The sequence below is a fragment of the Paraburkholderia sp. FT54 genome, from assembly GCF_031585635.1.
Taxonomy (GTDB): Bacteria; Pseudomonadota; Gammaproteobacteria; order Burkholderiales; family Burkholderiaceae; genus Paraburkholderia.
The window spans coordinates 1,947,570-1,961,364 of record NZ_CP134196.1; the positions used below are offsets into that span (position 1 = coordinate 1,947,570).

General features: G+C 63.1%; 14 protein-coding genes. 11 read left to right on the top strand and 3 right to left on the bottom strand.

Features of this window, described 5'->3' with window-relative positions; translation table 11 throughout:
- Positions 1-232: 232 nt before the first annotated feature.
- Entirely contained in the window at positions 233-1,189 is a 957-nt protein-coding gene (locus RI103_RS28300) for a LysR family transcriptional regulator (RefSeq protein WP_310815818.1), read from the bottom strand.
- 274 nt (positions 1,190-1,463) lie between these two features.
- On the opposite strand from RI103_RS28300, the gene RI103_RS28305 reads away from it, so the two are divergent.
- The 3 genes from RI103_RS28305 to aroQ are packed head-to-tail and all read left to right on the top strand — an operon-like array spanning position 1,464 to position 4,453.
- Positions 1,464-2,870 carry an MFS transporter gene (locus RI103_RS28305; RefSeq protein ID WP_310815820.1) on the top strand — a complete coding sequence of 469 codons (1,407 nt, stop codon included), beginning with the start codon at positions 1,464-1,466 and terminating at the stop codon, positions 2,868-2,870.
- Positions 2,871-2,901: 31 nt separating this feature from the next.
- Positions 2,902-3,969: a Gfo/Idh/MocA family oxidoreductase gene (locus RI103_RS28310; RefSeq protein ID WP_310815822.1), complete on the top strand. Its 1,068-nt coding sequence runs from the start codon at positions 2,902-2,904 to the stop codon at positions 3,967-3,969.
- A 43-nt stretch (positions 3,970-4,012) separates the two neighbouring features.
- Positions 4,013-4,453, top strand: coding sequence for a type II 3-dehydroquinate dehydratase (gene aroQ, locus RI103_RS28315; protein ID WP_310815824.1), 441 nt, complete (start codon positions 4,013-4,015; stop codon positions 4,451-4,453).
- A 54-nt stretch (positions 4,454-4,507) separates the two neighbouring features.
- On the opposite strand, the gene RI103_RS28320 is transcribed toward aroQ, so the two are convergent.
- A complete protein-coding gene (locus RI103_RS28320; protein WP_310815826.1) occupies positions 4,508-5,596 on the bottom strand; it encodes a hypothetical protein in 1,089 nt (362 codons plus the stop codon).
- Positions 5,597-5,797: 201 nt separating this feature from the next.
- On the opposite strand from RI103_RS28320, the gene RI103_RS28325 reads away from it, so the two are divergent.
- The 3 genes from RI103_RS28325 (at position 5,798) to RI103_RS28335 (ending at position 8,656) form a co-directional block, all read left to right on the top strand.
- Positions 5,798-6,703, top strand: a complete 906-nt coding sequence (locus RI103_RS28325) for a LysR family transcriptional regulator (RefSeq protein WP_310815827.1) — start codon at positions 5,798-5,800, stop codon at positions 6,701-6,703.
- 131 nt (positions 6,704-6,834) lie between these two features.
- Positions 6,835-7,512, top strand: a complete 678-nt coding sequence (locus RI103_RS28330) for an HAD-IA family hydrolase (RefSeq protein WP_310815829.1) — start codon at positions 6,835-6,837, stop codon at positions 7,510-7,512.
- 4 nt (positions 7,513-7,516) lie between these two features.
- Positions 7,517-8,656: a DSD1 family PLP-dependent enzyme gene (locus tag RI103_RS28335; RefSeq protein ID WP_310815831.1), complete on the top strand. Its 1,140-nt coding sequence runs from the start codon at positions 7,517-7,519 to the stop codon at positions 8,654-8,656.
- Between the two features lie 83 nt (positions 8,657-8,739).
- On the opposite strand, the gene hpaR is transcribed toward RI103_RS28335, so the two are convergent.
- Entirely contained in the window at positions 8,740-9,147 is a 408-nt protein-coding gene (gene hpaR / locus RI103_RS28340) for a homoprotocatechuate degradation operon regulator HpaR (protein ID WP_168792122.1), read from the bottom strand.
- A gap of 180 nt (positions 9,148-9,327) precedes the next feature.
- Between hpaR and RI103_RS28345 the strand changes: the two genes are divergently transcribed.
- The 5 genes from RI103_RS28345 (at position 9,328) to RI103_RS28365 (ending at position 13,779) form a co-directional block, all read left to right on the top strand.
- Positions 9,328-10,098, top strand: a complete 771-nt coding sequence (locus RI103_RS28345) for a fumarylacetoacetate hydrolase family protein (RefSeq protein WP_310815834.1) — start codon at positions 9,328-9,330, stop codon at positions 10,096-10,098.
- The gene (locus tag RI103_RS28350) at positions 10,095-10,853 is read left to right on the top strand and encodes a fumarylacetoacetate hydrolase family protein (RefSeq protein WP_310815835.1); all 759 of its coding nucleotides are present in this window, start codon (positions 10,095-10,097) and stop codon (positions 10,851-10,853) included. Before RI103_RS28345 ends, RI103_RS28350 begins: the two co-directional genes overlap by 4 nt.
- Positions 10,854-10,950: 97 nt before the next feature.
- Positions 10,951-12,408, top strand: coding sequence for a 5-carboxymethyl-2-hydroxymuconate semialdehyde dehydrogenase (hpaE, locus tag RI103_RS28355; RefSeq protein ID WP_310815836.1), 1,458 nt, complete (start codon positions 10,951-10,953; stop codon positions 12,406-12,408).
- 85 nt (positions 12,409-12,493) lie between these two features.
- On the top strand, positions 12,494-13,357 hold the full coding sequence (gene hpaD, locus RI103_RS28360; protein ID WP_310815838.1) for a 3,4-dihydroxyphenylacetate 2,3-dioxygenase: 864 nt from the start codon (positions 12,494-12,496) through the stop codon (positions 13,355-13,357).
- A 20-nt stretch (positions 13,358-13,377) separates the two neighbouring features.
- The gene (locus RI103_RS28365; RefSeq protein ID WP_310815840.1) at positions 13,378-13,779 is read left to right on the top strand and encodes a 5-carboxymethyl-2-hydroxymuconate Delta-isomerase; all 402 of its coding nucleotides are present in this window, start codon (positions 13,378-13,380) and stop codon (positions 13,777-13,779) included.
- Positions 13,780-13,795 lie beyond the last annotated feature (16 nt).

Here is a 13,795-nt window from a genome sequence, read left to right on the forward strand (position 1 = left end):
GCGCGTCACCACCGGGCCATAGGCAAAAAATTCAGGCTACGTCGCACAGCGCCAGAGCGGCGATCCGCTCGTCGGCAGGCTCCATCGAGACCTGCCAACTGTATCGACGGCGCGGGCCATATTCCCGATACAGCCGGATAAAACCGTGCCTCACTGTATTGTTTTTTGTTTGGCAACTGTATTGGAATAGAAACCGCCTTCCGGACCTCGGCAGCGTTGCGGCTTGACGCCGTCAAAAGCCGCCCACGCCGCGTGTGACCAACGCATACGGCCCGCTGGTCAACTGTTCGCGGAGAAATTCGATGCACACCTGGATCTTCGCCGACGACGACAGCCGCTCCGCCGTCACCGCCCAGACGTCGGCGGACTGCATGTAGTCAGGCAGCACGCGCACCAGTTCGCCGGTGCGCAGGCTCTCGGCCACGTCCCAGATCGACACCATCACCACGCCGTAACCGTCCTTGGCCCACTGCACGACGATATCGCTGAGATTGGACGCGACGGTGCCCGTCACCTTCACGCTCTTTTCGCCGCTCGGACCGCTCAGACGCCAGACGCCGAAGCGGTCATCGCGTCCGCGAAACAGCAGGCAGTCGTGCTGGCTCAACTCGGCCAGTTCGGTCGGCGTGCCCCGCCGTTCCAGATAATCGGGCGACGCGCAGAGTATTCGCGCGCTCTCCACCATCTTGTGCGCGATCAGATGCGGCTCATGCACTTCGCCCACGCGAACGTCGATATCGAAGTTCTCGCCGACGAGATCGGCGCGCCGGTCCAGCAATTCCAGCCAGATCTCCAGATTGGGATGACGCTGGCGCAGCAAGGCCAGAATCGGCGACACATGCTTGCGGCCGAGCCGCAGGCTCGTGCTGATGCGCAGCAAACCGCGCAACTCAGTGCGGCGATCGGCGAACGCATCGGCCATGCCCTGCACGTCGTCGAGTATTTTCTGCGCCCACTGCAAAGCCGCTTCGCCGTCGCTCGTCACGCTGACCCGGCGCGTGGTGCGCTGAAAGAGCTTCACGCCGAGACTGGCTTCCAGCATGGCGATGCGCTTGCTGACATGGGACGGCGATAAGCCCATTTCCGTCGATGCCGCCACGAAGCTGCCCCGGCGCGCGATATTGCAGAACAACTGCAGGTCGCGCAGGAAAGACTCATTGCTGGCTGTGAGCGCATTCTGATTTTCCATCTGGCCGCATTGTGTCTGTGCAGAAGCACATTACCCTAGCCTTAACGAGCCGATCGGGCAAGCCGTGCGGCTCGGATGCAATACTCGGGACACCCAGGCACTGGTTAACCCTGTACCGCCGGCCGACCGGTCCGCCGGATAGCAACATTCGAGCGTGCGGAAAACAGGTCGCGCAGGCCGCGTCCAGGAAAGTCCTGGCTTGCATAGTTTTGCTTTCAGGACGCCAATGAATCAGCCGTAGAAGCTGATCAAACATATCTGTTCAGGAGACAACATGGAAACGAATACATCGGCAGGCGGCCACGAGCACCGCTCGCAGGCTCGCAAAGCAACCGCCAGCGGCTGGATCGGCTCGGCGCTCGAGTACTACGACTTCTTCATCTACGCTCAGGCCGCGGCCCTTATCTTTCCACAGTTGTTCTTTCCATCGGGCAACCCGAAGATCGCCATCGTGGCTTCGCTCGCCACTTATGGCGTCGGTTACGTCGCGCGGCCGATCGGGGCGCTGGTGCTCGGGCATTGGGGCGACACCCACGGCCGCAAGAACGTTTTGCTGGTGTGCATGTTCCTGATGGGCTTCTCGACGATGGCAGTTGCCTTTTTGCCTACCTATCACAGCGTCGGGCTGCTCGCGCCCGCGCTGCTGGTGGTGCTGCGCCTGATTCAGGGGTTTGCCGTGGCCGGTGAAATCTCGGGCGCGAGTTCGATGATTCTGGAACATGCACCCTTCGGGCGGCGCGGTTACTACGCCAGTTTTACCCTGCAAGGCGTGCAGGCGGGCCAGATTCTCGCCGCCGCGGTGTTCCTGCCGCTCGCGTACTTCATGGAAGAGAGCTCGTTCAATTCGTGGGGCTGGCGCATCCCGTTCCTGATGAGCGCCGTCGTGCTGATCGCCGGCTACTACATTCGCCGCGAAGTCCATGAAACACCCGCGTTCGCCAAGGAAGACGCGAGCGGCAACGTGCCCAAGTCGCCGATTGTCGAAGCTTTCCGCTACAACTGGCCCGACATGGTGCGCGTGATTCTCTGCTCGTTGATGAACGTGATCCCGGTCGTCGCCACCATCTTCGGCGCGGCCTATGCGGTGCAGGCGTCGTACGGCATCGGCTTTTCCAAGAGCGTCTATCTGTGGATTCCGGTGATCGGCAATATCGTCGCCGTGCTGGTGATTCCCTATGTGGGCAATCTTTCCGACCGGATCGGCCGGCGCCTGCCCATCATCGTCGGCGCGCTCGGCGCGGGTCTGCTCTCGTTCGGCTACCTCTACGCGATCAGCATCCGCAACGTCCCGCTCGCCATGGTGATGTCGATCCTCATGTGGGGCATCGTCTATCAAGGCTATAACGCGATTTTCCCGAGCTTCTATCCGGAACTGTTCCCGACCCGCTCACGCGTCTCCGCCATGGCCATCGGCCAGAACATCGGCACGACGATCACGGCCCTGCTGCCCGCGCTGTTCGCCTATGTCGCGCCGCCCGGATCGACCAATGTGCCGCTCATCATCGGAACGATCACGTTCGCCATCACCATCGTTGCAGCGGTGACCGCATGGAGCGCACGCGAGAACTACCGCGTCAGGCTGAGCGATCTGGGTGAACCCAATGCGGTGCCGATCGACAAACTCAGCTACGAGCGGATGCGGGCCGAAACCATGGCTGAAACGAAGAAAGCCCTCGCGTAATAGCTTTCGCTGACTTTCGAGGAATCGATCCATGAACGGAACCCGGATCGCCGTGGCCGGCGCGGGCTATATCGGCCGCGCTCACATGGCTGTCGCGCAGCAGAGCGGCACGTGCATGCTGTCGGCGATCGTCGACCCGTCGCCGGCGGCGCAGGCAATCGCCAGCGAGGCTGGTGTGCCGCTTTACCGGACGCTCGAAGAACTGCTCGAGCGGGATCGCCCGGACGGCGTGATCCTGGCCACGCCGAACCAGTTGCATGTGGAGCACGCGTTGACCTGTCTCGCGGCCGGCGTGCCGACGCTGCTCGAAAAACCGATCGCACCCACGGTCGACGAAGCCGAAACGCTGGTCGGCGAAGTCGAGCGCTGCGGCGTGCCCTTGCTGATCGGGCATCATCGCGCGCACAGCCCGATCATGGCCCGCGCGAAGCAACTGATCAACGACGGCCGGCTCGGCAAACTGGTCGCGGTGATGGGCAGCGCGGTCTTCTTCAAACCGGACCAGTACTTCGCCGACGCGCCCTGGCGGCGCGAGCCGGGCGGCGGTCCGATCCTGCTGAACATGATCCACGAGGTGCACAACCTGCGTATGCTGTGCGGCGATATCGTGGCCGTGCAGGCGTTTTCGTCGCACGCCACACGCGGCTTTCCGGTCGAAGACACAGTGGCGATCAACCTGCGCTTCGCGAGTGGCGCGCTCGGCAGCTTCATGCTGTCGGACACGGCCGCGAGTGCTCGCAGCTGGGAACAAACGTCGCAGGAAAACAAGGCTTATCCGTCGTATCCGGACGAAGACTGCTACGTGATCGCGGGCACGTTCGGCTCGCTCGCCGTGCCCACCATGCGCCTGAAAACCTATGGCAAGGCCGAGGACCGTTCGTGGTGGAAGCCATTCGAAGTCGGTGTCGCAGAGTTGACTCGCGACGATCCGCTCAAGCTCCAGCTCGAACATTTCGTGCGCGTTATCGGGAAAGAAACAGAACCGCTCGTGAGCGCGAGCGACGGTTTGCAGAATCTGCGCATTACCGAGGCGATCGTGGAAGCGGCCAATGCCGGTTCCACGATCGACACCACGCCCGCGCTCGCAACGGCGCACTGATATCGCATCGCCTTTACTGAATCCATTACTCCAGGAACGCCCCATGAAAACGTTCGTGATGCTTCACGGCATCAACCACAATATGTTCGGCAAACGCGATCCCGCGCAATACGGCACCGTGACGCTGGCCGAAATCGACAGCAGTCTGCAGGCATTGGGCAAGGAACTCGGCGTTCAGGTGGAGAGCTTGCAGACCAATAGCGAAGCCGCCATGTGCGAGCGCATCCACCAGGCTTTCACCGACAACGCCGACGGCGTCATGATCAACGCCGGAGCATGGACGCACTACAGCTACGGCATTCGCGATGCGCTGGCGATCTTGACGGTGCCGGTGGTGGAAGTCCACATGTCGAATATCCACGCGCGCGAAGCGTTCCGGCATGTTTCCGTGTTCGCCGAAGTCGTCAAAGGGCAGATTTGCGGCTTTGGCGTCGACAGTTATCTGCTTGGGTTGCGGGCGGCTGTGGCGGCGGCCGCCGCATAAACAACGGCAAATTCGCATCGCCGCGTTCGGTGTCGAGCACCGCGCGGCGCATGCCTAGCGCCATGCGTCGGTCAATTCGTTGGCCAGCACCATCTTCTCGCGGACCACTTCGACAAAGGCGGTGTCGGCGCCGACGTGTGCCTTGAGAAATTTGAGGGCGGCGGAATGCACGGTGCGCATTGCCCGTCCGTCAATTCCGCTCATGCGCGACGCGCCGCGACGCGTCTCCTCCACCAGATCGCGCGCGCTGCCGAAGTCCGGCGATAAACCGCTCTGCGTCTCGAACCCGGCGAGCAAATCCGCCGCGTAGTCGCGCGACGCCCCAAGCCGGTCGATATCGATCAGCAGATCGACGCTCCCCGCCATGCGCAACGCACACAGAATCCACAACGCGACGAATGCCCGATACGCGTTATTGCCCTCCGCCGTGCGCGCATAGTGCTCGCACGCCTGCGCATAAGCGTCGTTCGACGCAGATGCGGAGGGCGGCAAGCTCACGCCGCAAAACTCAATGGCCTGCCTGACCAGAGGATCCGCCTGATTCAGCCCCAGCACGCGAAACGGCGCGGCCACGAAAAACGGGTTGCTCCATTGCTGACTGAGCAGCCAGCCCGAAGCGAACTGCGAGGCCGGATTTCGCAACACGCCCACATGCATGGCCTGCGGAAAAGCCTGTTTCAGCCACGGCAGCCGGCCCGACGAACGGCAAAACTTGAAGACCGGCACGCGGCCCTGTTCGGCGGTGCGCTCGCACAGGTTGCGCAAATAGGCCTGCAACGCGGGAAATTCCACATCCGGCACGCTCGCGAAGCGATCGAGACTGAAACTCCTGCGGTATCCGTTCACACCGCGGGCCCCTTCCTGCAGAAACGGGCGGTATTCGTCGAAATACGGCGCCTCGAGCGGCGGGTGCCCCGAAGTCAGCGTGGGGCGCGACGCGGACACGTCGGCCAGGCTCAGGTCCGCGAGCACATTGCTGAGCGGTTCATAGAAGGCGGTTACGCTGTCGAGTTCGCGCAGACGCGACCAGACCCACGTTCCCGCGCTACGCCAGCCCGTGTGCAGGAACACCGCCTGTTTCAAGGCGCTGCTGCGCGCGGCATCGTTTGACGGGTCATTCGACGACCCATTGGACAACGGCATGTGGACTTCTCTTCAAATGAAAGAAACGGGAAATCGACGCAAACGCATACTTTACCGACTCACGCTGCCGACCGCGCGACAGAAGCGTCACTTTACCTTGCAAACCCAAGCCGCATGGGTCGGCGCGCGCGCCAGAGTGAACTGGAACCGCGCAGCCAAACACTTTAAGCTGCCAGTCTTCCGAACTCAAACGTCGCTCACATGAACGATTCGGCCGATATCCGCTTCCTGTTGACGCTGCGCGAAAGCGGCAGCCTGATCGCCGCGGCGCGAAAGCTGGGCTTGTCGCCCTCGGCGGTCACGCAGCGCCTTCAGCAACTGGAAAAGAAACTGGGCACGCAACTGGTGAACCGCACGGCACGCCGCCTGCAATTCACCGAGGAAGGCACGCTGTTGTGCGAACGGGGCGCCGACCTCGTCCAGCAATTCGACGCGCTGTTCGAAGACCTGCAGACGCGTCGCGGCGGACTCGTCGGCACGCTGAAAATCAACGCGCCGCTGGGGTTCGGGCGGCGGCACCTCGCGCCCGCGATTGCCGATTTCCAGCAGCAGCATCCGGATATCGACGTCGCGCTTACGCTATCCGACAAGCCTTTGACCGAGACGATGGACCGCTTCGATATCGTCGTGCATATCGGCGAACTACCGGTGTCGAATCTGGTCGGCTACACAATTGCACCGAACGCGCGTTTCGTCTGCGCCGCGCCCGCATTGATCAAGCGAATCGGCACGCCGAATTCGCCGGAAGAGTTGAGCAAGCTGCCCTGCATCGTGCTGCGCGAGAACAACGAAGATGTCTCGCTGTGGCAGTTCAGCAAAGGCCGCACGCGCCGCAGCGTGCGCGTGTCTCCTCATTTGAGTTGCAACGACGGCGATGTGATCCGTCAATGGGCATGCGAAGGCCGCGGCGTGATCCTGCGCTCCGAATGGGACGTGGCCGACGATCTTGCGAAGGGCAAGCTCATCCGTTTGCTGCCGGCATGGAAGACGCCCGAGGCCGACGTCATGGCGCTTACGCATCAGCGCGCGGGCCTGCCGGCGCGCACCCGCCATTTCATGCAGTATCTGCAAAGCAGGTTCAAGCCGCAACCGCCCTGGCGGCGATGAACGTCAAAACCCGGTTCCACGGAGTCGCAGCCGACTCATTCAATTCCACTGAATCTAAGAGTTAAACCATCTGAACGCCGCAACGCTGTTGAAAACTTATAATCAGCTTACTGTCCACTGCCGGTTGAATCATGACTCTCAGCGTCGCGCCTGCCGCCTATCCCAAAGCGGTCCTGTTCGATCTTCTGACCGCCCTGCTCGACTCGTGGACCTCATGGAATCGCGCGGCCGGTTCCGAGCAGGCGGGCCGAGCATGGCGCGCCGCCTATCTGCGTCTGACCTACGGGTGCGGCCAATACATCGCGTATGAACAGCTGGTGCGCGAAGCCGCCGCACAAGTCGACCTGCCCGAATCCGCCGCGCTCGCGCTCGAAGCGGACTGGCTGACGCTCGCGCCGTGGAGCGGCGCCCTCGATGCGTTGCAAACGCTCGCGCCGCATTGCAAGCTGGCGGTCGTCACCAACTGCTCCACGCGTCTCGGCACACAGGCCGCCCAGCTCTTTCCGATCCGCTGGAACGCGATCGTCACCGCCGAAGAAGCCGGCGTGTACAAACCCGACCCGCTGCCGTACCGGCTCGCGCTCGAAAAGCTCGGCGTGCACGCCCATGAGGCCGCGTTCGTGGCCGGCTCCAGCTATGACATGTTCGGCACGGCCGCCGTCGGCTTGCGGACGTACTGGCACAACCGCGTCGGCCTGCCGCTCGTAAGCGGTGCGCAGCCGCCCGAGATCGCATCGCCGACGCTCGACTCACTCGTTCCGTGGCTTGCTCGCTTCGGCACGAACCCGCACGACTCCATTTCCCGGTGAAAGCATGAAACTCGACCAGATCGAAACCCCAGCCGCGTTGATCGACATCGCCCGGATGCAACGGAACATCGCGCGAATGCAGGGGCAGATGAACACGCTCGGCGTCGCGTTTCGTCCGCACGTGAAGACCACCAAATGTATCGACGTGGTCCGCGCGCAGATCGCCGCCGGCGCGCGCGGCATCACCGTTTCAACGTTGAAGGAGGCGGAGGCCTTCTTCGCCGCCGGTGTCGACGACATTCTTTACGCCGTGAGCATGGCCCCCTCGAAGCTGCCGAGAGCGCTCGCGCTGCGCCGCCAGGGCTGCAATCTGAAGCTGGTGGTGGACAATCCGACCGCCGCCTCGGCCATCGCCGCGTTCGGCGATCAACACGGCGAAACCTTCGAAGTGTGGATCGAAGTGGACACGGACGGGCACCGCTCAGGCATCACGCCGGAACAGGACGCCTTGCTCGAAGTCGGGCGGATTCTGCATGAGAACGGCGTCAAGGTGGGCGGCGTGATGACTCACGCAGGATCGAGTTACGAGCTCGACACGCCCGAGGCGCTCGCCGCGCTGGCCGAGCAGGAACGCGCGGGCTGTGTGCGCGCGGCGCAACGGCTGCGCGAAGCCGGCATTGCGTGCCCGGCGGTCAGCGTCGGCTCGACACCCACCGCCCTCGCCGCCACGCAACTGGAGGGCGTCACGGAAGTGCGCGCCGGGGTGTATGTGCTGTTCGACCTCGTCATGCACAACGTCGGCGTGTGCGCGCTCGACGACATCGCGCTCAGCGTGCTCGCCACCGTGATCGGTCATCAGGCGGACAAGGGCTGGGCGATTCTCGACGCAGGCTGGATGGCGATGAGCCGGGATCGCGGCACGTCGAAGCAGACCAACGATTTCGGCTACGGCCAGCCGTGTTTGCTGAACGGCACACCGCTGTCCGGCTACGTGGTCAGCGGCGCCAATCAGGAGCACGGCATTCTCTGTCCGACAGCAAAAAACACAGACGCCGGCGACGACGTCACGCAGCGTTTCCCGATCGGTATGAAACTGCGCATTCTGCCGAATCACGCGTGCGCCACCGGCGCGCAGTTTCCCGAGTACCACGCGGTGGCGCCAGACGGCAACAGTGTGGAGTGGCGGCGCTTTCAAGGTTGGTGACGCGAGAGGCGCCAGCCTCTGACGACAACGTAGCGAACACCTCCAACGCAGCGGCAGCCGACACGGGCCGCTGAACCGCCACATCACTCCTCCTCTTCCTCCAGACCGGCGAGCAGATCGTCCACCGCGCGATACACGCGCTCGACGATCTCCGGTCCCACCTTGCGCTCCAGTTCGCGATAGTGCGCTTCGAGATCCTTCGAAATCACGCGTACCAATTCCACGCTCGTGTCCGTCAGCGACACCAGCACGCGCCGCTGGTCTTCAGCGAAACGCTCCTTGGTCACCAGTTCCATGCTTTCCATGCGCGCGAGCACGCCGGCCATGCTCGGACTCGAAATCGTGCAGATATCGGAGATGTGGCGCGGCTCCATCGGACCGTGTTCATTGAGCGCCCGAATCACGCGCCACTGCTGTTCGGTCAATCCATGCGCGGTAATCAACGGACGGAAACGCTCCATCATTTTTTCTCTGGCGCGCAGCAACAGCATCGGCAGGTTGCGGTGCAAGACTCGGGTCGAGGCGGAAGCGGACATGTTGGAAGATGATTAGAAAGCAGCCGTCGAAGCTTAAGGGAAAACCCGCGATCAGCCGACAGCCTATTGACCAAGGATGATATCAAGCGCAATACTACTAACATGTTAGTGTTTTTGCCGAGAGACAGCGAATTTATGTTTGCACTTGCCGATCACCTGCTGCATCCCGAAGGCGACGCATTGCCGCGCGACGTGGATGCGCGCACCGCGGCCGCGCTGCTCGCGCGCGGCACGGCCTGCCGCGCGCCGGTTGGCGGCGCTGTCTATGGAACCTTGCTGAACGACCGCGCCGCGCTCGAGGCGCTGGGCGACGCCGTGCACGCCGCGCCTTATAAGGCGCCGCCGCAGGCGCCCGTGCTCTACCTGAAGCCGCGCAATACGCTTGCCGGGCATCGCGCGCGGGTCGTCGTGCCCGACGATGCATTGGGCGTGGAAGTCGGCGCGTCGCTCGGCATCGTGATCGGCCGCACTGCGACACGCGTTGGCGTCGAGCAGGCGTTCGCCTACATCGCCGGCTATACGCTGGTCGCCGACCTCAGCGTGCCGCATGCGAGCGTGTACCGGCCATCGGTACGATTCCGGGCGCGCGACGGTTTCTGTGTCGTCGGGCCGGCCGTCGTTGCAGCGCGTCATGTCGCGACGCCGGACAACCTGGCGATCCGGGTTCAACTCGGGTCGCGAAACGCGTTCACGGCGAGCACCGCGTCGTCGATACGCAACGTGGCACAACTGCTCGCTGACGTGACCGATTTCATGACGCTCAGCGCGGGCGACGTGATCACGCTCGGCGTGCCCCACGGTTCGCCTGTCGCGCATATCGGCGACACGGCCACGCTGTCGATCGGCGCCATGCCGCCGCTCACGGTGTCGTTCGTCGGTGCCGAAGAACAAGGAGAACAGCCATGAGGCGCGGCCGCGTTGCATATTCAGGCGCGATTCACGAAGCGTATCCTGACGCCAATGGCGTGCGTCTCGCGGATGGCCGCGTGCGTCGCGAGGATGAAGTGGTGTGGCTCGCGCCGATCGAAGTCGGCACGATCTTCGCGCTCGGCTTGAACTACGCCGAGCACGCAAAAGAATTGCAGTTCAACAAGCAGGAAGAACCGCTCGTGTTTCTCAAAGGACCGGGCACGGTAGTCGGCCATCGCGGCGTGACGCGCCGCCCCGCCGACGTCACCTTCATGCACTACGAGTGCGAACTGGCGGTGGTGATCGGGCAAACCGCAAAGCATGTGAAGCGCGAAAACGCCATGCAACATGTGGCGGGCTACATGATCGCCAACGACTACGCGATCCGCGACTACCTGGAAAACTACTACCGTCCGAACCTGCGCGTGAAGAATCGCGACGGCGGCACGGTGCTCGGCCCCTGGTTCGTCGACGCCGCCGACATCGTAGACGTCACGCAACTGGAGTTGCGCACGTTCGTGAACGGCACGCGCCAGCAACACGGCAACACGCGCGATCTCGTCACCGACATCCCGGCGCTGATCGAATACCTGAGCAGCTTCATGACCCTCGCGCCCGGCGACGTGATCCTGACCGGCACGCCGGAAGGCGTCGTCAACGTCAATGCGGGCGACGAAGTGGTCTGCGAAATCGACGGCCTGGGCCGTCTCGTCAATACGATTGCATCCGACGCGGACTTCAACCGCGCGTGATCGACTGCGTGCATGAGACCGGAGCGCGCGGCGTAAGACCGGAGCGAGTGCTGAAGCGCCAACTCCGATCGACAGCGAGAAGACAAAGGACAGGACAATGCGAATCGAACATCTGATCAACGGCAAGGCCGGCGCGGCGAAAGACTACTTCGAAACCGTCAATCCGGCCACGCAGGACGTACTCGCCGAAGTCGCGCGAGGCGGCGCGCAAGAAGTCGACGCCGCCGTGCGCGCCGCCAGGGACGCGTTTCCCGCATGGGCCGGCAAGCCCGCCGCGGAACGCGCGAAACTGGTGCGCAAGCTCGGTGAACTGATCGCGAAGAACGTGCCGGAGATCTCGGAGACCGAAACGAAAGACACCGGCCAGACGATCTCGCAGACGCGCAAGCAGCTCGTACCTCGCGCCGCCGACAACTTCAGTTACTTCGCCGAGATGTGCACGCGTGTCGACGGCCATACGTATCCGACCGATACGCATCTGAACTACACGCTGTTCCATCCGGTCGGCGTGTGCGCGCTGATCTCGCCGTGGAACGTGCCGTTCATGACGGCCACGTGGAAAGTCGCACCCTGTCTCGCGTTCGGCAATACCGCGGTGCTCAAGATGAGCGAGCTGTCACCGCTCACGGCCTCGATGCTCGGCAACCTCGCGCTCGAAGCCGGCATTCCGGCCGGCGTGCTGAACGTGGTGCACGGCTTCGGCAAGGAAACCGGTGAACCGCTGGTCGCGCATCCGGACGTGCATGCGGTGTCGTTCACCGGCTCGACGGCGACCGGCAACCGCATCGTGCAAACCGCGGGGCTGAAGAAGTTTTCGATGGAACTCGGCGGCAAGTCGCCGTTCGTGATTTTCGACGACGCCGATTTCGAACGCGCGCTCGACGCCGCCGTGTTCATGATCTTCTCGAACAACGGCGAACGCTGCACGGCGGGTTCGCGCATTCTCGTGCAACGCTCTATTTACGCGCGTTTTGCCGAGCGCTTCATCGAGCGCGCGAAGCGCTTGAGCGTGGGCGACCCGCTGTCCGACAGCACCATTGTCGGCCCCATGATCAGTCAGGGCCATCTGGCGAAGGTGCGCAGCTACATCGAACTCGGCCCGAAAGAAGGCGCGACGCTCGCGTGCGGCGGGCTCGACATGCCGGAGCTGCCCGACGCCATGCGCAAAGGCAACTTCGTTCAACCCACCGTGTTCGTCGATGTCGACAACCGCATGCGCATCGCGCAGGAAGAAATCTTCGGCCCGGTGGCCTGCCTGATTCCGTTCGACGATGAAGCCGACGCGATCAAACTCGCCAACGACATCTCGTACGGCCTGTCGAGCTATATCTGGACCGAGAACAGCGGGCGCGCATTGCGCGTTGCGGCGGCGGTCGAAGCCGGCATGTGCTTCGTCAACAGCCAGAACGTGCGCGATCTGCGCCAGCCGTTCGGCGGCACCAAGGCATCCGGCGTGGGCCGCGAAGGCGGCACGTGGAGCTACGAAGTATTCCTCGAACCGAAGAACGTTTGCGTGTCGCTCGGCTCGCATCACATTCCGCGCTGGGGCGTTTGAGGCGCCGAGGTGCCTTGTGCGCGAGGGGCGGCATGCCTCGCGCGGAACAGGCCACGCACCAGGACACACCGAACAGGAGACCGCGATGGGCAAACTCGCGTTGGCAGCAAAAGTAACTCACGTCCCGTCGTTATATCTGTCCGAACTCGACGGTCCGCATAAAGGCTGCCGTCAGCCGGCAATCGACGGCCATCATGACATCGGCCGGCGTTGCCGCGAACTGGGCGTGGATACGATCGTCGTGTTCGACGTGCATTGGCTGGTGAACAGCGAATACCACATCAATTGCGCGCCGCGGTTCGAAGGCGTCTACACGAGCAACGAACTGCCGCATTTCATCAAGAACATGCCGTACGCGTATCCGGGCAATGTCGGACTCGGCAACCTGATCGCGGAAGTCGCCAACGAAATGGGCGTCAAAAGCCGCGCGCACAGCGAGACCACGCTCGAACTCGAATACGGCACGCTGGTGCCGATGCGCTACATGAACGGCGATCAGCGTTTCAAGGCGGTGTCGGTCGCCGGCTGGTGCATGTGGCACGACCTCGACACCAGTGCGCGCTTCGGGCTCGCGGTGCGCAAGGCGATTGAAGAGCGTTACGAGGGCACCGTCGCGATTCTGGCGAGCGGGTCGCTCAGCCACCACTTCGCCAACAACGGCACAGCCGAGCAGTTCATGCACAAGGTGTGGAGTCCGTTTCTCGAACAGATGGACCGCAGGGTGGTCGAACTGTGGGAAGCCGGCGACTGGAAGACCTTCTGCGAGATGCTGCCGCTCTACAACGAAAAATGCTGGGGCGAAGGCGGCATGCACGACACCGCGATGCTGCTCGGCGCGCTCGGCTGGGATCGTTACGACGGCAAGGTGGAAGTCGTCACGCCGTACTTCGGCAGCTCGGGGACCGGCCAGATCAACGCGATCTTTCCGGTCACCCCGTTGCCCGCCTGAGTTTCAACAAGGAGTTCACTGTGCCGCATCTGACACTCGAATACAGCGCCAATCTCGCCGGCGAAGCAAGCATCGGTCAACTGTGCCACGCGCTCGCGCAGTGTCTCGATGCACAGCGGGAAAACGAACAGCGTGTTTATCCGCTCGGCGGCATCCGCGTGCGCGCCTTACGCTGCGAGCAGTACTGCATCGCCGACGGACGCGCCGACGCCGCCTTCCTGCATGCGAACCTGAAGATCGGCGCAGGCCGCTCCGAAGCCGCAAAAAAGGCCACCGGCGCTGCGCTCTTCGCGCTGATCAAGCAGCACTTCGCCACTGAATTCGAACAGCACGGCCTGGCGTTGTCGCTGGAGATCAATGAATTCAGCGAAGCCGGCACGTGGAAACATAACAACTTGCACGCGCGCCTGAAGGCTGAATAGCGGCACTGAGAGAATC

Coding starts and splice junctions, on each gene's coding strand:
- RI103_RS28300 (WP_310815818.1), bottom strand. CDS start 1,189: ATGGAAAATCAGAATGCGCTCACAGCCAGCAATGAGTCTTTCCTGCGC.
- RI103_RS28305 (WP_310815820.1), top strand. CDS start 1,464: ATGGAAACGAATACATCGGCAGGCGGCCACGAGCACCGCTCGCAGGCT.
- RI103_RS28310 (WP_310815822.1), top strand. CDS start 2,902: ATGAACGGAACCCGGATCGCCGTGGCCGGCGCGGGCTATATCGGCCGC.
- aroQ (WP_310815824.1), top strand. CDS start 4,013: ATGAAAACGTTCGTGATGCTTCACGGCATCAACCACAATATGTTCGGC.
- RI103_RS28320 (WP_310815826.1), bottom strand. CDS start 5,596: ATGCCGTTGTCCAATGGGTCGTCGAATGACCCGTCAAACGATGCCGCG.
- RI103_RS28325 (WP_310815827.1), top strand. CDS start 5,798: ATGAACGATTCGGCCGATATCCGCTTCCTGTTGACGCTGCGCGAAAGC.
- RI103_RS28330 (WP_310815829.1), top strand. CDS start 6,835: ATGACTCTCAGCGTCGCGCCTGCCGCCTATCCCAAAGCGGTCCTGTTC.
- RI103_RS28335 (WP_310815831.1), top strand. CDS start 7,517: ATGAAACTCGACCAGATCGAAACCCCAGCCGCGTTGATCGACATCGCC.
- hpaR (WP_168792122.1), bottom strand. CDS start 9,147: ATGCTGTTGCTGCGCGCCAGAGAAAAAATGATGGAGCGTTTCCGTCCG.
- RI103_RS28345 (WP_310815834.1), top strand. CDS start 9,328: ATGTTTGCACTTGCCGATCACCTGCTGCATCCCGAAGGCGACGCATTG.
- RI103_RS28350 (WP_310815835.1), top strand. CDS start 10,095: ATGAGGCGCGGCCGCGTTGCATATTCAGGCGCGATTCACGAAGCGTAT.
- hpaE (WP_310815836.1), top strand. CDS start 10,951: ATGCGAATCGAACATCTGATCAACGGCAAGGCCGGCGCGGCGAAAGAC.
- hpaD (WP_310815838.1), top strand. CDS start 12,494: ATGGGCAAACTCGCGTTGGCAGCAAAAGTAACTCACGTCCCGTCGTTA.